Here is a 20,168-nt window from a genome sequence, read left to right as displayed (position 1 = left end):
TCAATTCAATTCGGACGTGCGGCGCTGCTTTCGCGGATGCGCAACTGTACCGGGGCGACCGTGCGCCGTGGTGGCGCATCCGGTTCCTCCAGCCGCTGCAGCAGCAGCGAGGCCGCCTGCCGCCCACGTTCGCGTGGGTCGGCCGTCAGTGTGGTCAACGGCGGCACGGCAACCGACGCTTCGGAAATATCGTCGAAGCCGGTCACCGCGAAGTCACCGCCGGGACGGATGCCGCGCGAGTTCAGGCCCAGCATCAGGCCCAGCGCGACGGTGTCGTTGTAGCAGACCGCTGCGCTCGGCCGATGGCCGTCGACGAACAGTTCATCGGTGCGCGCGGCCGCTTCCAGGCGGTTGGGTGCAGATTCGATCATCCAGCCCGGCGGCAATGCCAGCCCGGCCTCGGCCAGGGCCTGCTGGAAACCGGCACGACGCTGGTGGCAGGAACTCGATGCCGCGTGGCCGCCGAAGAACGCAATCTGGCGATGACCGCGCTCGATCAGGTGACGGGTGGCCAGGTAGGCACCATGCTGGTTGTCCAGGGTCAGGAAGTCCCAGTCGGCGCCGTCCAGTTCGCGGTTGAACAGCAGTACGTTGGCGTTGGCGCCCAGCACCTGCCGCAGCAGCGTCGCATCGCTGCCTTCGGCCGGCGACAGGATCAGGCCCGCAGGCGTGTGTTCCATCAATGTCGACAGCACCGCCTGCTGCCGCTCGGGCGACTCGCCGGTACTGCCGAGCAGGGTCACGTAGCCGCGTCCGCCCAGTGCCTCGTCCACGCCGGAGGCGAATTCGGCGAAGAACGGGTTGGACAGATCGTTGATGACCAGGGCGATGCTGGAGGACGTGCGCCGCCGCAGGTTCGCTGCAGCGCGGTTGTAGACGTAACGCTGGCGGCGAAGCTCAGCCTCGACCCGGGCGCGGGTATCGACGTTGACCAGCGGACTGCCACGCAGCACCAGCGACACGGTCGCGCGCGAAACGCCGATGGCACGGGCGATGTCGGTCACCGTCACCGCCTTGCCGGAACGCTTGCTGGAACTGTCGCTGTTGTCGTTCATCGTCTTCCCGCACTCCGATGGATGCTCAAGCCTAATGGATCGCGGCCCTGTCGTGCCGTGCCGTTCGCTGGGTTGCCTCGAACGGCACAGCCCGGCTCAGTGCAGCTGGCTGCCCGGTGCCGCGCACCAGGACACCGGCAGGTCCTTGACCGCCGTGCCCCAGCCCTCGGTCGGCGCCCGCCCGTCAAGCGCGAAGCGCAGCTTCGGGCCCTGCTGCAGCTGGCTCCAGCCCAGCCATACCGGGGCATGTGCCTGGCCGTCGACCTGCACGCCCTGCACGTACTGCAGGCGGCGGCCATCGGCGCCAGGTGCCTCGATGCGCAGGGTGCGGCCATTGCCCAGCTCGACCTCGACCTTGGCAAAGCGCGGCGTATGCAGCAGGAACTCGCCGCTGCCCGGCACCGCCGGGTACACGCCGATCGCACTGAACAGGTACCAGGCCGACATCGTGCCGAGGTCATCATTGCCGGTCACGCCGTTGGGCGCATTGGTGAACAGCTGCTGCGCGGCGCGCACCACGGCGGCGGTCTTCCACGGCTGGCCGATCAGCGTGTACAGCCACGGCGAGTGCAGGTCCGGTTCGTTGTTCGGGTTGTAGCGGAACTGGTTGTAATAGCTGTACGGCCCGACCACCCACTCCTTGCGGGCGGCATTGAGGGGGTCGGCCTGCAGAGCGTCCATGGCGAAGAAAGCATCCAGGCGGCGGCCGGCCTGTTCGCGGCCGTCCATCGCTTCGACCAGGCCCGGCACGTCCTGCTGCGCCAGCCACTGGTACTGCCACGCCGTGCCTTCATGGAAACCGTGATGCGAGCGCGGGCTGTAGTGGCCATCGGCCGGCGTGTACCACTGGCCATCTTCGGTACGCGGGCGCGGGAAGCCGGTGAAGCCGGTCTCGGCGTCGCGCACCTGCGGGTCCCATACCTTGCGCCAGTTGCGGCCGCGCTCACGCAGGACCGCCGCATCCTGGGCATGGCCGAGCCCATCGGCCATCTGCGAAAGCGCGCAGTCGGCCAGTGCGTACTCCAGCGTTGCCGAACCACCATGATGGGGATCGACATCCATGCCCTTGGACGGGAACGCACGGTCGTAGACCACGTAGCCCTTGTCCAGGTAGGTCGGGTTGCCGGAGCGACCGGCAGCACGCGAGTTCAGCGGCGGCGTACCGAACGCATTGCGACGCAGCGCATCCCATGCCTGCCCTTCGCGGCCCTTGAGCGCGCCGAAGCGCCACAGGTCGACCATGAAGGGGGTGACCGGATCGCCGGTCATGATGTTGGTCTCGAAGTTGGCATAGCCCCAGCGCGGCAGCCAGCCGCCCTGCTCATCGATCGCCAGCAGGCTGCGGCCGATGTCGCGCGCCACATCCGGGCGCGTCAGTGCCAGCCACTGGTTCTGTGCACGGTAGGTGTCCCACAGCGAGAAGTACTCGTAGTAGGTCCAGCCATCGGCGCGATGGATGCCGTCGTCGTAGCCGCGGTAACGGCCGTCGGCATCGCTACCGGTGAGCGGCTGCAGCAGCGCGTGGTACAGCGCACTGTAGAACACGGTGCGGTCATCGCCATTGCCGCCCTGCACGCGCACGCGTGCCAACTGCTCCCGCCACGATTGCTGCGACAGCGCGCGCATGCGTTCGAAGCCCAGCAACGCCCCGCCCTGCATGCCCTCGGCGCGCAGGTTGGTGCGCGCACCTTCGGCATCCACATGCGAAATCGCGCTGATGGCGGTGACCGACTGGCCCTTGGCCAGGTCGAAGCTGAGCCACGCGCCATTCGGCTTCTGCTCGCCTTCCATGCTGTGGCGCGCGCCCGGCAGGCCGCCGCCCTCGCCCCAGGTGCCATGCGCCTTGAACGGGCGGTCGAACTCAATGCGGAACCAGGTGGTGTACTGGTGCCCGCCGCAGAAACTCTTGGTGACCAGCTTGCCTTCCACCACGCGGTCACCCACCACATCGACCACGCTGCCGATCACCGAGTGGCGCTCGTTGGCCTGACCGACATTCACCAGCACGTGGCCATCGCCCTGGCGCTGGCTGAAGGTGTAACGCTCGGCAGCTGCGCGGGTGCGCGCGGTCGCTTCGGCGTCGATGCCGCCGTAGCTGGTCAGGCGCACCTTGTAGTAGCCGGCCTGGCCGATCTCACCGTCGTGGCTGTAGGCCGACGCATAGGTCTTGTGATTGAAGGCTTTCGCATCCGCGGTATCGAAGTCGCCGCCGGGGCCGATCGTACCGGTCACCGGCAGCACCGAGACCTGCCCACCCTGCTCCCAGCAACCGGCACCGGACAGGAAGGAGTGGCCGAAGCCGCGGATCTTGTCGTCGTCGTAGCGCCAGCCCGAATAGTGGCTGCCGATCGGGCTGACCTGGATCAAGCCGAACGGTGCCGAAGCACCGGGGAAGGTGTTGCCGTCATCCTTGCTGCCGATGAAGGTATTGACCTCGCGCTCCAGCGCGGCCGGTGCGGCCTGCAGCCAGGGCGTCACCGCCAGTGCCAGCAGGCAGGCGATGCGGGCCAGGGGCCGATGGGACAATGCCGACAGGCGGCGGGCGGGACGACGGCGGGACAACCTGGTCACGGGCAGGACTCCTTGGCGGCAGGGCGGCAGCGAAGAACCGGCCGCACAGGCCGAGCCCTCGTTTCCATCGGTACAAATCCGCACCCCGGCGGATTTAGATCGATTCAAGTAGACCATGGGAATTTCGCCCAATGCATTCTGCGGCGCAGCATGAGCGGGGATGCTTCGGCCGGGCTGCGCCCGGCCCCCGCAGAGGCCTTCAAGCCGAGAAAACAGCAACAGCAACGGCGGGCTACCGAGCTGGGCGGGACGGTATGGGCAAGCAGGACACGCCGTAGACCCATCCATGGGGGCTCGATGGCGCCATCCATGGCGCCAACGGTCCTCCCTGCCCATACCGCCCCACCCCTGACAGTTTCCCGAGATCTGGTAGATCCACGCCGTGCGCGAATGGATGTTCCTACCGATTTCGAAATCATCGATTGGATTTCATCCATGCATGGCATGGATCCACGTGTCGACCAAGGTCGACACCCACCAGGACCACGCCATGCCATTCCGACAAATCGCGGAAATCTGTCGAAGGCGGGGTGGGTCCGGTTGCGGGGGCGTGAGCGCCATGGATGGCGCGACCGAGCTTACATGGACGTACTTGCAGCGTCCCCCGCAACCGGACCCACCCCGCCATCCCGCAGGAAACCAGCTGTTGCTGTTGCAGTTGCTGTGCTGTTGCCCTGGCCTGAAGGCCTCTGCGGGTGCCGGGCGCAGCCCGGCCGGCCGACCCCGTCTGCGCATGTAAACGCTTACAGCATTTTTCCGCGAAGGGTCATTTGCACGACACGTCGCTGCCATATTGCGCAGCAACATGCGTCGGCGCGTTGGCCGTGCTAAAAATCGCCCCGCCCATCGCTTAGATCGATCCAAGACGACATCGCGATGGCCCGGGAGTTGGGGAGCAGGACAGGACGTGTCAGGCCATCTGCCAGACGCTCGTTGCATCTGCAGGGCGAAGGCAAGATCGGCATCACGAATTAGATCGATTCAAGTTTCCGCGTCAGTCAGTCACCGGATCAATCCAGGAGAGAGGGAGAGATGGCAATGAAGCATTCAACACGTACGCAGGGCCACGACGCGTTGTCGCTGGCCATCGCGCTGGCCCTGGCCGCCGCCGTCGCCCCGCTTGGCGCTTCCGCCCAGCAGGCGTCAGCTACGACCGGCACGCAGGACGCCACCACCCTGGACAGCGTCCAGGTCACCGGCTATCGCTACGCGATCGAAAAGAGCCTGCAGCAGAAGCGCGACGCCAACGCCGTGGTCGAAGTGATCACCGCCGAGGACGTTGGCAAGTTCCCCGACAAGAACGTGGCCGACGCGCTGCAGCGCGTGCCCGGCGTGGTCATCACCCGCAGCGGTGGCGAAGGCAAGTCGGTCAGCGTGCGCGGCCTCGCGCCCGACCTGACCCTGACCCAGTTGAACGGCAACTACGTCGCCTCGTCGGAAACCAACAACGAAGCTACCCGCTCGTTCAACTACACCCTGCTGCCGTCGAACATGCTGTCCAGCGCCGAGCTGTTCAAGTCGCCGGAAGCGCGCATCGACGAAGGCGGCATCGGCGGCACGGTGATCCTGCATACCCGGCGCCCGCTGGAGATGGAAGCCAACTCCGGCTACGTCAACCTGGAAGGCACCTCGTCCGACACCAGCCACGACGTCGACCCGCAGGTGTCGGCGCTGTATTCCTGGCACAGCAAGGACGAGCGCTTCGGCGTGCTGGTCGGCGTGACCCAGCAGAAGCGCACCAGCCGCACCATGGAGACCAGCACCGAGGACTACCAGTGGTACGGCAACAACACCACCGCGCGCGATGCCAACGGCAACCTGCTGGAACAGGATGGCATCCACTACTGGTGGGGCCAATCCGGTTTCAACAACCAGACCGGCACGAACTACAGCGAATTCTTCATGCCGACCTCGGTGAACTTCGCGGTGAAGGAAGAGAAGCGCGAGCGCAAGGGCGGCCAGCTGACTTTCCAGTTCAAGCCGATCGACAACCTGACCCTGACCGCGAACTACTTCCGCTTCGAACTGCAGGGTGACTACACCCAGAACATGCTGAAGGTGCCGGAGTGGAACCTGGCCCGCTACAACGGCGATGGCAACTGGGCCGGTGGGCGCCTGCTCAACGGGCTGAGCTTCGATCCCAGTGGCAGCATCGTCACCGGCGCGCAGTACGAAAAGCTTGCCGGCAAGACCTATTACTGCAGCGAAGACCAGGCCGCCGCAGCTGGCCTGCCGCCGGGTGGCTGGGGTCCGGATGACTGCACCATCCCCACTCCGCAGCTGACCGGTGGCTACAGCAAGGAAAAGGCGCTTTCGCAGACGGCCGATCTGACCGTCGACTGGGACATCAGCCCGCTGTGGAAGGCCAGCTTCACCGGCGGCCGCACCTGGTCCAAGGGTGGCCCGTCGATGAATTTCCGCATGTCGGCCAAGCCCCGCCGCAAGGTCGGTGACCAGTGGCAGGCGGGCAACCAGTACACCGCGTGGGACCTGACCGGCACGCCTTCGCTGACCGTCTCGCCGGACATCCAGCAGCAGCTGATGGCCGGCATCGCCGAGGTCGATACCGGCTCCACCGATTCGTCGTGGATGCAGACCGAGGTCAAGCAGAACTACTTCCAGGCCGACGTCACCAAGATGTTCGAAGCCGGCTGGCTGGATTCCATCCAGTTCGGCGCCAAGTACCGCGACGGCCAGGTGCACCGCAATACCGGCAACACCTACTGGGTCTGCCAGGGCCTGGACCCGGCCGACTATGACAACAATCGTTACCAGGCCGGTTGCGATCCGACCGCAGGCAATGCGCAGCCGGGCTTCTTCCTGTCCAACCCGATCAGCAACATCGCCGGTGGCTTCAATGCCAACGTGTTCCCCGGCATCAACTACCCGGCCTACATCGACTACCTCAACCAGACCTACGGTGGCTCGCACAACCGTACCGAGGAAGACTTCGTCTACGACGTCAACGAGAAGATCTACTCGGGTTACTTCCAGGCCAACTTCCGTACCGACCGCGTGCGCGGCAACGTCGGCGTGCGCGTGGTGCGCACCAAGCAGTTCGCCCAGTCCAGCGATTCGGTCGAGCGCTTCAACGACTACTTCGTGGACAACGCCGCTGGTGCGCCGATGAGCTGCGATGACCCGGCTGCCGATCCGAACCTGCGTTGCCAGGGCGGCTTCGTGCGTCTGCCGGACAACCAGGTGCGCGACAAGGTCTATACCCTCAGCTCGCTGGAAAAGACCTATACGGACTTCCTGCCGAGCTTCAACATCGCCTGGGACATCACCGACAACCTGGTGCTGCGCGGTGCCGCGTCGAAGGTGATCGCGCGCCCGGGCTACACCAGCATCGCCTATCCGGGCGGCCTGCAGTACATCAGCCAGGAATACAGCAATGATCGTCGGGTCGCTGGCGGCACCGACACCCCCGGCTGGTACGGCTCGGGCAGCAACAAGGCACTGGAGCCGTTCAAGGCGGTGCAGTTCGACCTTGGCCTGGAGTGGTACTTCAAGCCGGGTTCGGTTGCAGGCGTGGCGTTGTTCCGCAAGAACGTGGACAACTTCACCGTGCCGGTCGTGCGCGACCAGCAGATGAGCGTCGGTGGTGAAACGGTGGTGGTGCAGAAGTACAGCACCGAAGCCAACGGCCGCGACGGCGTGTCGCAGGGCGTGGAGCTGTATGGCCAGTACACCTTCGACTTCGGTCTGGGCGTGCAGGCCAACTACACCTACAACGACACCAACCTGGCCTCGATCGTGCTTGATGGCGAAGAGATCGGTTCGTCGCCGCTGGTCGGCAGCGCCAAGAACCAAGCCAACGTCACCGTGTTCTACGAGAACGAGAAGTTCCTGGCCCGTGCCTCGTACAACCGTCGCGGCGAAGTGGTGGGCGGGCTCAACAACGGCCTGACCACCTACACCAAGCCGTACAGCCAGCTGGATCTGAACGTGGCCTACAACCTCACGCCGGACTGGACGGTCACCGCGGCAGTGCTGAACGCCACCAAGTCCGAGCTGCGCAGCTACATCGGCAATGACAGCCAGGCCCGACTGCTGTCCAACCTGTATGCCGGGCGCCAGCTGTACTTCGGCGTGAACTGGAAGTTCTAAGGCATTACCCCCGCCTGCGGGCGGGGACGATCCTCCACGGCAGCCGCGCTGGTACAGGTGGCTGCCGTTTTTCGTGGCCCCTGCGCCGCGGGAACCCTTGACCCTGCCATCGTTGCAAGGTGCACACTGCCTCCACCCCCAAGTGCATCGAAGGAGCTACAGATGGAATTCCATGTGGAAGGCATGACCTGCGGCGGCTGCGCGCGCAGCGTGACCAAGGCGATCGAGCTGGTCGACCCGGCGGCGACGGTGTCGGCCGACCCGCCCAGCCGCCGCGTGCAGGTGCAGACCTCGGCCAGCGAAGCGCAGATCATTGCAGCGCTGACCGAAGCGGGTTTCCCGCCGCGCCCGGCCTGATCGCCTGAGCCGCTGCATGAACGATGCCCGCCCCGTGCAACTGCCGGGGCGGGCATTTTCTTTTCCGTATGTCGTCCTCAGGTCCTGCGCGCGCGCCTGCGTACCGCCCCGGTGGGCGCCGCAACCGGCGCAGCGCCCTCCTCGCCTTCCCCCAGCCGCTGCAGGATCGGGCACTCGGGACGATCATCGCCGGCGCAGCAGCTGATCAGTGATTTCAGCGTATCGGCCATCTGCCGCATGTTCTCAATGCGCTGTTCCAGATCATCGATGTGCTGCTCGGCCAGGCGCTTGACGTCGGCGCTGTGCCGCGAGGTGTCGTTCCACAGGCCCAGCAGGTCGGTGATCTCGGCCACCGAAAAGCCGAGATCACGCGCGCGACGGATGAAACGCAGCCGGTGCACGTCGGCCTGCGAATAGGCGCGATAACCCGCGCCGGTACGGTCAGCTGGCGGAATCAGGCCGATCTGCTCGTAGTAGCGGATCATCTTGGCCGACACGCTGGATGCCTTCGATGCTTCACCGATGTTCATGCCATCACTCCTTTACTGGGCCGCATGGGACGCCTCGACCATCGGCGCCTGGAAGCGCCGCAGGCGCAGCGCATTGCCGAGCACGAACACGCTGGACAGGGCCATGGCACCGGCGGCGAACACTGGCGACAGCAGCACGCCCCATACCGGGTACAGCGCACCCGCCGCGACCGGAATCAACGCGGTGTTGTAGGCGAAGGCCCAGAACAGGTTCTGGCGGATGTTGCCGATGGTCGCCTTCGACAGCGCGATGGCATTGGGCACGCCCTGCAGGTTGCCGGACATCAGCACCACGTCGGCCGATTCCACCGCGACGTCGGTGCCGGTGCCGATCGCCAGGCCCACATCAGCCTCGGCCAGCGCCGGCGCATCGTTGATGCCATCACCGACGAACGCAATCTGCCCGTAAGCCGCCTTCAACCGGCGCACCGCCTCCACCTTGCCTTCCGGCAACACCTCGGCCACGACTTCATCGATGCCGAGCTGGCGGGCGATGGCCTGCGCGGTAGCGGCGTTGTCACCGGTAATCATGGCCACCTTCAGACCCAGCTGGTGCAGGGCGGCAATGGCGGCCGGCGTACTCGGCTTGATCGGATCGGAGACGGCGATGATCGCCGCCAGGCGGCCATCGATGGCGGCATACAGCGGCGACTTTCCTTCGTTGCCGAGGCGGTCGGCCAGCGCAGCGAACATGCCGATGTCCACGCCCAGCGAACGCATGAAGCGATCAGCACCCACTTCCACCCGCGCACCGTCGACGCTGGCACGCACGCCCATGCCGGTCACCGACTCGAAATCAATCATCGGCGGCAACGCGATGCCCTCCTCCGTCGCCGCCTCGACAATGGCGCGGGCGATCGGATGCTCCGAGCGCGACTCCACCGCCGCCACCCGCGCCAGTACCTGCGCACGATCGAAGCCGTCGGCGATTTCCAGATCGGTCAGCAGCGGGCGACCTTCGGTCAAGGTGCCGGTCTTGTCCACCGCCACCACCTTGGCGTCCTTCAACAGCTGCAGCGCCTCGCCTTTGCGGAACAGCACGCCCATCTCGGCGCCACGGCCGGTGCCGACCATGATCGAGGTCGGCGTGGCCAGCCCCATCGCGCATGGGCAGGCGATGATCAGCACGGCCACCGCGTTGACCAGCGCGAAGGTCAGCGCCGGCGACGGCCCGAAGATCAGCCACACCAGGAAGGTGGCCAACGCCGCCAGCATTACCGCCGGCACGAACCACAGCGTCACCTTGTCGACCACGGCCTGGATGGGCAGCTTGGAACCCTGTGCCTGTTCAACCAGACGGATGATCTGCGCCAGCATGGTCTGCCCACCCACCGCGGTCGCACGCAGGGTCAGCGAGCCCTTCTGGTTGACGGTGCCGCCGACCACGTTGCTGCCGGCCGACTTCTCCACCGGGATCGGCTCGCCGGTGATCATCGATTCGTCGACGTAGCTGCGACCCTCAGTCACCTCACCATCCACCGGCACGCGCTCGCCCGGACGCACTTCCAGCAGGTCGCCCAGCAGCACCTCGTTGATCGGGATATCGACGATGCGCCCTTCGCGGCTGACGTGCGCCACCTTGGCCTGCAGGTTGACCAGGCGCTTGATCGCCTCCGAGGTGCGGCCTTTCGCGCGCACCTCCAGGAACCGGCCGAGCAGGATCAGCGCGACGATCACTGCCGCCGCTTCGTAGTAGACATTCACGGTGCCCGCCGGCAGCAGGCGCGGGATGAAGGTGGCCACCACCGAATAACCGAACGCCGCCGCGGTACCCACCGCCACCAGCGAGTTCATGTCGGGCGCCAGGCGCAGCAGCGCCGGGAAGCCCTTCTGGTAGAAACGCCGGCCGGGAATGGCCAGGACCAGCGTGGTCAGCACGAACTGCAGGTACCAGCTGGCCTGCATGCCGATCGTGGACATCACCCAATGGTGCATGCCGGGGATCAGGTGCGAGCCCATTTCCAATACGAACACCGGGGCCGCCAGCACGCTGGCCAGGATCAGGTCGCGCTTCAGCGCCACCCGCTCGGCATCCTTCTTTTCCGCCGCTTCCTCGTCGACCTGGGTACCGCCATCGATCGCGCGTGCCGCATATCCAACCTTGTCGATCGCCGCCACCAGTGCATCGATGCCGGCAACGCCGCGCACGGTCGCCCGCTCGGTGGCCAGGTTGACGCTGGCGTGGCTGACGCCCGGCACCGCCAACAGCGCGCGCTCCACGCGGCCGACGCAGGACGCGCAGGTCATCCCTTCCACGGCCAGTTCGGTGGTCGCGGCGGGTACTTCGTAGCCCACCTTCTCCACTGCCTGGATCAGCGCATCGCGGTCGACCGGACCAGAGGAACGGATGTCCGCGCGCTCGGTGGCCAGGTTGACCGATACGCTGGCGACCCCCTCGACCTTGGCCAGGGCCGCTTCAACGCGGCCAACACAGCTGGCGCAGGTCATGCCTTCGATCGGCAGGCTGAGGGTGGAAACCGTCTCGTGGACGGCTGTGGGGCTGGAGGTGCTCATGGCCTGGTTTCCCTGGTTCCATCTGGAGGATGGCGACCAGCCTAGACCTTGCCATCGTGGGAAGGTCAAATCCACCCCACCCCGCCAACGACCCACCCATCCCGCGCGCGCCCAGTAGAGCCACGCCATGCGTGGCTGCCCGTCAAATCGTGGCTGGCGCCGGGCCATGCCCGGCGCCGCCTTCCCTCAGAACGTGAACACATACTCCAGCGCGAACTCGCGTCCCACCGCACCCAGCAGGCGGGTCGGCGCGAAATCGTAGTCGACCTTGTACGGGTCCTTGTGGTTCCAACTGGTCGCATTGAAAGCGTTGTTCACGTACAGATTGACCTTCATGAACTCGGTCACCTGGTAGCCGACGTTGAAATTCCAGGTAATGAATGGCCCCACCCGCCCGTAGTAGCGCGCCGTCTGCTGCCCCGCATTCGGGTTCGGATTGGCCGATCCATCCGGGCGCGTGGCGGGTTCCAGGCAGTTCAGCGACGGGCTGTCGCTGGGCACGTAGCCATCGGCGAACGGCAGGCAGCCGCCGGGATTGTCCAGGCGGTCGGTGCCCCAGTGGTAGCGCACGCCCGGCACCGAGCCGATGCGGTCGGCATACACGTTCGCATTCCAGTTGCCACCCTGCCACGCCAGGCTGGCGCGCAGCTTGCTGCGCAGGTCACGGTCGCGACGCTCAGGGTTCGGATCGTTGGCGTAACGCTGTTCTTTCGTCGAAATCTGGTTGGTGTAGTTCACCCCCAGCTGGAAGCTGCCCCATGCGGCCGTCTCCAGCCGGTAGCGCGCGCTCAGGTCGATGCCGCGCACTTCGCGGCTGGCCAGGTTGAACGGCCCGCGCTCGATCGACACCAGCCGGCCGCTGCCGTCACGGTTCACCCGGGCCAGGATGCCGGCGCAGTAAGCCTCACCTGCCGGGTTCGCCCACGGCGTGCCGTCCATGTTCTTGCCGGTCAGGCAGCCGGCCTCGCTGGCCAGCACCTCGTCCGCGCCGACGTCGACGATCATGTCTTCCAGCTTGATCGCCCAGTAGTCAGCGCTCATCGACAGGTTCGGCAGCACGTCCCACACGAAACCGACCGTCCACGAATCGCCGGTTTCCGAGCGCAGCAGTGGCGTACCCCGGCGGTTCACGTCGAACGCGTACCAGACATCGGTATTGCCCACGCCGCAGTTGTTGACCAGATAAGCGCCGCTCTCGATGCAGCGCAGGCGGTCGTAGGTCAGCACTTCGGAACTGCTGGCCTGGCCCAGCAGGTAGTGCATGTCCGGCGCGTGGAAGCTGGTCGCGTAGGAACCGCGCACCAGCAGCGACTCGAACGGCCGCCATTCCAGGCCGGCGTTCCAGGTAGTTTCCTTCTGGCTGCCGATATCCAGCGCTTCGCCGCCGCCGTCGGCCTTGTAGCTGCCGTACCGGTCGTAGCGTGCCGCCGCGGTGGCGATCAGGCTGTCGGCCAACGGGATCTTGAATTCGACACCGGCCGAGTAGCGGGTACGCTCGCCACCGCCGCGATCGACGTTCTGCAGATCGAAATCGATGCCCGCGCGCGGGTCCGGGCTGAGGTGATAGCCCTGCTTGGCCACTTCGGCCACCGCTGCGAACGAGATCGGCCCGGCCCAGCCCTGGAACAGTTCACCGGTGATGTCGGCCGAGGCCTGGTTGACGTAGGACGACGCCCGGTTCTTCGCTACCGTGCCCATCTGCCAGTATTGGTCCGGGGTGATCGGGTTCCACCAGCGCGACTCGTTCAAGGCGTAGATCGCCTCGCCATCGCCGGTGGTGCCCAGCCGTGGGCCGAGGAAGAAGTCGTACGACTTCTGCTCGTCGACCACGTTCTGCCGCTCCTCAACGCGGTAGTAGGAACGGCCGACCGTGGCGCTCCAATCGAAACGATCGGCCAGGCGCCCGCGCAGGCCTGCGCTGATATCCCACGACAACTCGCGGTTGGTATTGCGCAGCGTGTCCAGGCCACCGACTTCGTTCGGGGTGAACTGGCGCACGCCGAGCACCGGGCGATTGCGGTTGGCATCCCAGTAGTAACCGTTGGCATCGTCGATCAGCGACACGCTCGGCGGATTGGTGCCCCAGATCGCATCGGAACGGTATACCGCCAGGTTGCTCCAGGCCTGCAGATCGTTGCCGAAATCGAAGGTGGCATACAGGTTGCCCGACAGGTTCTCCGAGCCTCCGGTCAACAGCCAGTTGGCGTAGTCGGCGCTCATGCCGCAGAGGCGGCCGGTGTTGCTCACCGTATTGGCGTTGTAGTTGTAGACCAGGCGGTCGGCGGTGTAGTACTCGCCAGCGAATTTCTCGCAGGTGCCGTCGGGCGGCGCCAGGCGCTGGCCGTTGCTGGGGTCGATCAACGCCAGGCCAGCGGTGGGACGGAAGCCGACCTTGCGCTGCTCCATGTTCCAGGACGGGTACAGCGCATCGTCGGCGTCGTCCATCTGCGGCCGGTCACGGCCGAACAGCGGATCGCGCTTGGTGTACTGCAGGGCGTAGGTCACGCTCCAGTTGTCGCCGGTCTTGCCGCCCGCCCAGGACAGATCCCAGGTGTCACGCCCGCCTTCGGTGGAGGTACCGCCGCGCACGCGCACTTCGTCGCCGTCGTAGTTGGTCTTGAGGATGACATTGACCACGCCGGCGATGGCGTCTGAACCGTAGATCGCCGAAGCGCCGCCAGTCAGCACTTCGATGCGTTCGACCGCCGCCGCCGGAATGTTGCTGTAGTTGGAGAAATTGGTCTCGCCGCCATAGGGCAGCGGATAGTCGGCCACGCGGCGGCCATTGACCAGCAGCAGGCTGCGGTTGGGGCCCATGCCGCGCAGGTTCAGGCCACTCGCGTTGGGGGTGTGCGAGCCCCACTGCGATGCCGCCTCGACCGTGCCGGTCGCCTCGGTCAGGGTCTTCAGTGCGTCGTAGACGGTGACGAAGCCTTCCTTCTGGATCTGTGCGGCGCTGATCACGTTGACCGGGGCCGGGCCCTCGACGCTGGCACGCTTGATGCGCGAACCGGTGACGGTGACCGCATCAAGATCCTTGGTGGGCGACGGGGCCGCGTCCTGTGCGCCAGCGGCAAACGGCAGCAAGGCCAGGGCGAGGGCGTGGGACAGCAGATGACGGCGGTTGCGGACGGACTGAGCCATGGGTGGTTGCTCTTGGATGGTGGACGCGCGGTCGGATGGCGATCCCGGGCGTTGAATCGATCCATCTCGATTCGACCGCCCTCCCCTGTGGATCGATCCAAACTAAAGCACAGCTGAACCACGCCCAGCATGTGGCGGCGCAGCATCCACGCGACACACGTCGTTGTTGCCTGTTGGGCTGCAGATAAATCAATGGGTTGCACGACATCGTTATGGAAGCAGCACAGATGTCGATGACACGATCGCGACACCCGCGCGCAGAACGGTTTTGTCCGCCTTCAACGAGTTCCCGCGCCCGGTTGATCTGCAACAAGGCGCCCATCGCGAAGTACGTACCGGCTTGCGACCCCGCCTGTAGCGCCACCGTCCCACCATTGAATCGTGAGCCCATCTCCGCGCCAGATGACCGAGGAAAAATCGGACTCACTGCCGGGACGCCCTGAGTTCTGGCTGGCCAGAGACACGTTGTGCAGGCAACTCCCGATCAGGATCCTGCCGCGCTCAACAGGCGTCGGCGAAGTCATTTCATAGACGAACAGATGGATCTCACGCCCAGCCCCGCAGCGCCCGATCGGGTTTTCCGCGTTTGAATCGAATACCTGATACAGCAGCCGAAAGCGCTTCTTTCCAATCTGATATGCCCGATTGTCTACAAACGCGCCTTTGGCGCCTGCCTCCAAGGTCACTTCGGGCAAAGCAGAACTGATTCGGAGACTCTTGGTTCCGGCGTCATGCCAGCTCCATCCTGGCGACTGCCCACCAGCTACGGCGGTTGCACGGCATGGCAGCACGCAGATCAGCAGCAGAAACAGTCGAAACATGTGCGATTTCATAGAAGGGCTACGGTCGCCCACTGTCAACAATGCGGTCCTGCTCCGCCAGCCGGAAACGCAGATGACGTCTACTTTCCGTCACTTACGGAACGTCGCCGCGATTCAAACGCGCCTGAAACGTCATCCACGTCGGTGTTGGGTTACGAGTCCTGACGCGGGTCGAAGTCCTTCTGCGAAGGGATCCAGCCCCTGCGGCTCTCAGCCGTCGAGCGCCTTCCGCAGCGCACTCACCGTGGCGGTGTCTGTCTGGCTCCAGTCCGGGTCCAGCCCGCGCAGGGCCGGGTTCTGGAACTGCATGGCCGAACGTCGTTGCCCCTTGGCCGAGGCATGCAGTTCGAGACAGCCGGTCTTCCGCGCGACGGCGGCGATGTTGCGCGGGCCCAGCCCTGCGCCGGCCATGACGCTGATCCTGCCGGCCGCCTGCGCGACCAGCGCGGCCAGTACATCGGCACCGGCGTCGGCGCTGGCCTGGCCGCCGGACGTCAGCACCCGCTGGCAGCCCAGCCCGATCACCTGCTCCAGCGCCGCCGGCAGATCGAGCGCGGCATCGAAGGCACGGTGGAAGGTCACCTGCAACGGGCCCGCCGCGCGCAGCAGTTCGCGGCACAGCGGCAGGTCGATATCGCCCCGCGCATCCAGCGCACCGATCACCACGCCATCGCAGCCCAGCGCGCGGCACTGGGCGATGTCGCGCAGCATCAGCTCGGTTTCCAGCGCGTCGTAGTGGAAATCCCCCGGACGCGGTCGCATCAGCACGAACAACGGAATCTGCAACCGCTCGCGGGCGATGGCGATGCTGGCAAACGACGGCGTGGTACCGCCTTCGGCAAGGTTGTCGAACAGTTCGATGCGATCTGCGCCACCGGCCTGCGCGGCCAACGCCGAAGCCACCGAATTGCTGGCGATCTCCAGCGTCAGGCGCGCGTTCACGCCTGCGTGCTCGTATAGATCGACGGTGAGTCGCGCAGGTCGTCCTGGCGCTGCGCATCGCACACCGCGTAGACGAAGCCGCGATGCAGTGCATAGGCACCCACCTCGCCCTGCTTGTTCATGGCAAGGAAGCAGACCTGCAGCGTGCGGCTGGCCTCGGGGCGCTTGCGTACCACCCGGTCGATCGCTTCGCGGCAGGCCTGTGCCGGCGAACGGCCCTGGCGCATCAGCTCGACCACCAGGAACGAGGCCGCGTTGCGGATCATTTCTTCGCCCACACCCGAGGCGGTGGCCGCGCCCACGTCGTTGTCCACGTAAAGGCCGGCGCCGATGATCGGGCTGTCGCCGACCCGGCCGTGCAGTTTCCAGGCCATGCCGCTGGTGGTGCAGGCACCGGCCAGGTTGCCCTTGGCGTCCAGTGCCAGCATGCCGATGGTGTCGTGGTTATCGCTGTTGCCGGGAAGACCGCGGCGCTCGGCATTGATCTGCGGCGCGTACTTTTCGGTCTTCAGCCACTCACGCCAGGCCGCTTCGGCCTTCGGCGTCAGCAGGTGCTGGCGCTGGAAGCCCTGCTGCACGGCGAACTGCTGGGCGCCCTCGCCCACCAGCAGCACATGCGGGCTGTTCTCCATCACCCTGCGGGCCACCGACACCGGGTGCAGGATGTCGACCAGCGCAGCAACCGCGCCACAGCGGCCGTCTCCATCCATGATGCTGGCGTCCAGGCTCAGCACGCCGTCGCGGTCCGGGTTGCCACAATGGCCGACGGTGGGATTGCACAGCTCGCTTTCGGCCCAGCGTGCACCGGCTTCCACCGCATCCAGCGCACTGCCGCCCTGCGCCAGTACCTTCCACGCGGCCTGGTTGGCCGGCACGCCGAAGTCCCAGGTCGAGACCACCTTGGCGCCACCGTGCGTACGCGCCTTCACCGCCGGCAACGCTGCCACGCCTGCGGCCAGTGCACCGGCCTGCAAAAACTGCCTGCGATCCACCATCTTCGCCTCCGTCTGCATGCTGCGCCCGCCGGCCCGATGCCGGCAGCGCCGATCAATCGTGCGCGGGGGTCCGCGCTGCGTGCCAGGCTGCGGCACCGAGCACACCCAGCTGGCCATGTTCGACCCGCCACACCGGCACCTGGCGCAGCACGTCGGTCAGCACCCCCTTGTTGAGGAAGCGCTCACGGAAACGGCCGTCGGCCAGGAAGTCCTGCACATGGGTGGAAATGCCGCCGGCCAGGTACACCGAGCGCGCACCCACGGCGATCGCCGCGTCGCCGGCCAGGCTGCCCAGCCAGGCGCAGAACACCTGCAGGGTTTCCACTGCCAGCGCGTCGTCGCCTTGCCGCGCAGCCGCGATCAGCGCTTCGGTGCTGGTCCATTGCGGAGCCACGCCGCGCATTTCGCACAGGCAGGGATACAGGTTCATCAGGCCGCTGCCGGACAGCACGCGTTCGTTGTCCACATGCGGCCAGCGCTGCAGCAGCTGGCCCAGCACATGCAGTTCCAGCGCATTGCCGGCGCCCAACGCAGCGTGGCCGATCTCGCTGGCCAGCACCGGGCGCTCGCCATCGGCGAAGCGCAACGCGGCGCCCAGGCCGGTGCCCGGCCCCAGCACCAGTGCCGGGAAGGTCTTGGCCGGATCGGCATCGCCATTCAGCGGCACCAGCGTGTCGGCCTGCAGGTAGGGAATGGCCAACGCCACTGCTTCGAAATCATTGATCAGCTGCAGGTCGGGCAGGCCCGACTCGCGGCGCGTCGCCGACAGCGACACCGTCCACGGCAGATTGGCATTGATCAGGGTATCGCCGTCGAGCAGGCCGGCGATGGCGACCACCGCACTGGCCATCGGCTGGCCGAGACTGGCGGTGAAATCGGCCAGGATCGCCGCCAGGCTGGGGTGGTCGGCGCAGGCGTAGGTGCGGTAGCTGCCCAGCCGCGGCGCCTGCCCCGGCAGGGTCTCAGCCAACGCAAGACGAGCGAAGGTACCGCCGACATCGGCGACGACCAGGCTGCGGGGGACGCCGCTGCGGGCGGACTCGGATGGCGCCGGGGACACTGCTGCAACGTTCACGCTGGCCTGCTTGGATCGATTGAATCGTGCCGATTCTCAGGCATCGGACGGCCTTTGCCTAGCGCGGCGACAGCGCCGCCCGGGTCACATGCCTTCCTGCTCGGCCACCTGCACACCGTCCACCAGCACCCGCAGGCGCTGCGGGCGGAACCCGGCGAACAGCAGCGGCCGGGTCCGCTCCACCAGCACTTCATGGCCGGCGATATGGCGCTGCCACGACTGTACCAGCGAGAACGAGAAGTGCGTGCCCGGATGCAGCGGATGCTGCACCCAGACCTTCTCGCTGGCGCTCTGCAGCATCATCGCGCCGGTGAACCAGTGGCGGCTGAGGGTGACCGGGGTGGTGCCGGCCATGAAGCGGATATCCATGCTGCATCCTTTCGTGATGGAAGTTGGTGAAGGCAGCCTGGCCCGCGCTCAGGGCTGCGCGGTCTGCAGGCTGTAGCTGGTGCTGGCGGTGAACACCGCACCATCGGGCTGGGTGGAGCGCACCTCGACCTTGTGGCTGCCCACGGCCAGGTCGGTCGGCAACGCGCCACGCCACAGGTGCGGCGAGGCGGTGGCTTCCGGCGAGCGGTCGTAACCGCGCAGCGTGGAAGCCAGGTCGTCGGCCACGTTCTCCACCAGCAGGCGCGGATCAGGCTGGCTGACCTGCTTCATCGGCTGCCAGGCGCCGCCATCGACGCGGTACTCGACCACGCTGGCGTCCTCGCCCATGTACACGTTGGCATAGATGCCCCACGCCGGGTACGCGCCCTTGCGCAGCACCTTCGGTGCATGCAGGCCGATCTGCTCGCTGGCGGCCGCACCGGCCACCCGGTACTGCAGGCGATAGCTGCCGTTGCCGGCCACGTCCAGCAACGCATAGCCCTTCGGCGTGCCGTCGCTCATGGTGCTGTCCGGTACGCCGGCGGCATTCTTCACGCCCGACCAGAACGCACCGCAGTTGGCACCGACGTTGTACTCGTGCAGCGGCCTGGCGCCCTGCCAACCGTCAGCCTTGCCGTGGTAGACGTGCTGCTGGGTGTGGCTGTGGCCACTGAGCACCAGCACGTTGCGGAAGTCCTTCAGCAGGTCGAACAGGCGCTGGCGGTCGGCATGGCGGAAGGTCTCGCGCCCCGGTGCCGCATCGAACAGCGGGATGTGCATGCCCAGCACCAGCAGACGGTCCTTGTGCAGGCCCTTCAGGTAGGCAGCGAGGAAAGCGAACTGATCCTCGCGCAGGCCACCCACATACCTGGGCTTGGCGTTGGGGTCGTACACCACGTCGTCGAGGAACACGAAACTGGCGCCCCCCTCTTCCACTGCATAGGTATCGGGGCCGTAGATGTTGCGCCAGCTGTCCAGCGAATGCGCATCATTGGCCGCGTCGACATCCAGGTCGTGGTTGCCGGGTACGTGGAACCACGGCACGCCAAGTTCAGTGGTGACCTTGTTGATCGCCGGGTACAGGGTCAGGTCGTCGTTGACGATGTCACCCAGGGTGGTGCCCAGGCGGGCCTTGGTCTGGCCCACCAGCGGCGCCACGATGGACTGCCGGTAGTAGCCGATGTCCTGCAGGCTGGCGGTCTGCGAGTCGGTGAACACCAGCATCTGGAAACCACGGCGGCTGTCATGCCGGTCGTTCTGCAGGGCGAAGTCCCAGTTGCGGGCAACGTCACTGGTCGCGGCGATGCCACCGTACTTCAGCGCCGGCGAACCGTTGGGCCGGTAGTGCCGCCAGAACGACGGCAGGCCGTCGGCGGCCTTCGGGAAGGAATACGCATCGGGCTTGATCACGAAGACCGTCTGCCCGTCACGCACCGGCAGGCTGTAGCTGCCGTCCGCGGCGGTCTTGACGATGGTTTCGCCGTTGGACACCTGCACGCCGGCCAGGCCAGGATCGGTCGCACCGCGGCCCGGCTTGCCGTCACGCTCCAGATAGACCTTGCCGCTGACCACGGTATCGGCGGCCCACGCCGGCGAGGTCAGCAACAGGCAGCACAGCCAGGCGGCAGGCAGTTTCATGGGGGCGGTCCGGGAAAAAGAGACCGCCTATTGTAGATTCCGGCGAT

The 20,168-nt window shown here is 66.3% G+C and carries 13 protein-coding genes; 2 read left to right on the top strand and 11 right to left on the bottom strand.

Going from position 1 to position 20,168, the window contains the following annotated elements:
- Positions 1-5 precede the first annotated feature (5 nt).
- On the bottom strand, positions 6-1,055 hold the full coding sequence (locus LC407_RS06020) for a LacI family DNA-binding transcriptional regulator (RefSeq protein ID WP_088100695.1): 1,050 nt from the start codon (positions 1,053-1,055) through the stop codon (positions 6-8).
- A 96-nt stretch (positions 1,056-1,151) separates the two neighbouring features.
- Positions 1,152-3,590, bottom strand: coding sequence for a GH92 family glycosyl hydrolase (locus LC407_RS06015; RefSeq protein ID WP_189487137.1), 2,439 nt, complete (start codon positions 3,588-3,590; stop codon positions 1,152-1,154).
- Between the two features lie 1,068 nt (positions 3,591-4,658).
- Here LC407_RS06015 and LC407_RS06010 point away from each other — a divergent pair.
- Together LC407_RS06010 and LC407_RS06005 are read left to right on the top strand one after the other, a co-directional pair.
- The gene (locus LC407_RS06010) at positions 4,659-7,736 is read left to right on the top strand and encodes a TonB-dependent receptor (RefSeq protein WP_059064082.1); all 3,078 of its coding nucleotides are present in this window, start codon (positions 4,659-4,661) and stop codon (positions 7,734-7,736) included.
- Positions 7,737-7,898: 162 nt separating this feature from the next.
- Positions 7,899-8,093, top strand: a complete 195-nt coding sequence (locus tag LC407_RS06005) for a heavy-metal-associated domain-containing protein (protein ID WP_025874804.1) — start codon at positions 7,899-7,901, stop codon at positions 8,091-8,093.
- A 77-nt stretch (positions 8,094-8,170) separates the two neighbouring features.
- On the opposite strand, the gene cueR is transcribed toward LC407_RS06005, so the two are convergent.
- From cueR to LC407_RS05960, 9 genes are all read right to left on the bottom strand, one after another.
- A complete protein-coding gene (cueR, locus tag LC407_RS06000) occupies positions 8,171-8,623 on the bottom strand; it encodes a Cu(I)-responsive transcriptional regulator (RefSeq protein WP_025874806.1) in 453 nt (150 codons plus the stop codon).
- Between the two features lie 12 nt (positions 8,624-8,635).
- Complete coding sequence (locus LC407_RS05995; protein WP_223482412.1) at positions 8,636-11,137, bottom strand: heavy metal translocating P-type ATPase; 2,502 nt, start codon at positions 11,135-11,137, stop codon at positions 8,636-8,638.
- A gap of 186 nt (positions 11,138-11,323) precedes the next feature.
- Complete coding sequence (locus tag LC407_RS05990; protein ID WP_223482411.1) at positions 11,324-14,281, bottom strand: TonB-dependent receptor; 2,958 nt, start codon at positions 14,279-14,281, stop codon at positions 11,324-11,326.
- 278 nt (positions 14,282-14,559) lie between these two features.
- A complete protein-coding gene (locus tag LC407_RS05985; RefSeq protein ID WP_223482410.1) occupies positions 14,560-15,102 on the bottom strand; it encodes a hypothetical protein in 543 nt (180 codons plus the stop codon).
- A 210-nt stretch (positions 15,103-15,312) separates the two neighbouring features.
- Entirely contained in the window at positions 15,313-16,044 is a 732-nt protein-coding gene (locus LC407_RS05980; protein WP_223482409.1) for a copper homeostasis protein CutC, read from the bottom strand.
- The gene (locus LC407_RS05975) at positions 16,041-17,039 is read right to left on the bottom strand and encodes a N(4)-(beta-N-acetylglucosaminyl)-L-asparaginase (RefSeq protein ID WP_059064083.1); all 999 of its coding nucleotides are present in this window, start codon (positions 17,037-17,039) and stop codon (positions 16,041-16,043) included. The genes LC407_RS05980 and LC407_RS05975 overlap by 4 nt, the downstream gene beginning before the upstream one ends.
- 52 nt (positions 17,040-17,091) lie before the next feature.
- Complete coding sequence (locus LC407_RS05970) at positions 17,092-18,114, bottom strand: glucokinase (protein ID WP_025874816.1); 1,023 nt, start codon at positions 18,112-18,114, stop codon at positions 17,092-17,094.
- An 84-nt stretch (positions 18,115-18,198) separates the two neighbouring features.
- Positions 18,199-18,483 (bottom strand): hypothetical protein, encoded by a 285-nt coding sequence (locus LC407_RS05965; RefSeq protein WP_025874818.1) that lies wholly within the window; start codon positions 18,481-18,483, stop codon positions 18,199-18,201.
- Positions 18,484-18,531: 48 nt separating this feature from the next.
- Entirely contained in the window at positions 18,532-20,121 is a 1,590-nt protein-coding gene (locus tag LC407_RS05960; protein ID WP_032975528.1) for a calcineurin-like phosphoesterase family protein, read from the bottom strand.
- Positions 20,122-20,168: the final 47 nt, after the last annotated feature.

The sequence above is a fragment of the Stenotrophomonas sp. OVS01A genome, assembly GCF_019969775.1.
GTDB lineage: Bacteria > Pseudomonadota > Gammaproteobacteria > Xanthomonadales > Xanthomonadaceae > Stenotrophomonas > Stenotrophomonas indicatrix.
Note: the sequence above shows the minus strand (reverse complement) of the source record. Positions and strands in the feature narration are given on the sequence as shown.

Coding starts and splice junctions, on each gene's coding strand:
- LC407_RS06020 (WP_088100695.1), bottom strand. CDS start 1,055: ATGAACGACAACAGCGACAGTTCCAGCAAGCGTTCCGGCAAGGCGGTG.
- LC407_RS06010 (WP_059064082.1), top strand. CDS start 4,659: ATGGCAATGAAGCATTCAACACGTACGCAGGGCCACGACGCGTTGTCG.
- LC407_RS06005 (WP_025874804.1), top strand. CDS start 7,899: ATGGAATTCCATGTGGAAGGCATGACCTGCGGCGGCTGCGCGCGCAGC.
- cueR (WP_025874806.1), bottom strand. CDS start 8,623: ATGAACATCGGTGAAGCATCGAAGGCATCCAGCGTGTCGGCCAAGATG.
- LC407_RS05995 (WP_223482412.1), bottom strand. CDS start 11,137: ATGAGCACCTCCAGCCCCACAGCCGTCCACGAGACGGTTTCCACCCTC.
- LC407_RS05990 (WP_223482411.1), bottom strand. CDS start 14,281: ATGGCTCAGTCCGTCCGCAACCGCCGTCATCTGCTGTCCCACGCCCTC.
- LC407_RS05985 (WP_223482410.1), bottom strand. CDS start 15,102: ATGTTTCGACTGTTTCTGCTGCTGATCTGCGTGCTGCCATGCCGTGCA.
- LC407_RS05975 (WP_059064083.1), bottom strand. CDS start 17,039: ATGGTGGATCGCAGGCAGTTTTTGCAGGCCGGTGCACTGGCCGCAGGC.
- LC407_RS05965 (WP_025874818.1), bottom strand. CDS start 18,483: ATGGATATCCGCTTCATGGCCGGCACCACCCCGGTCACCCTCAGCCGC.
- LC407_RS05960 (WP_032975528.1), bottom strand. CDS start 20,121: ATGAAACTGCCTGCCGCCTGGCTGTGCTGCCTGTTGCTGACCTCGCCG.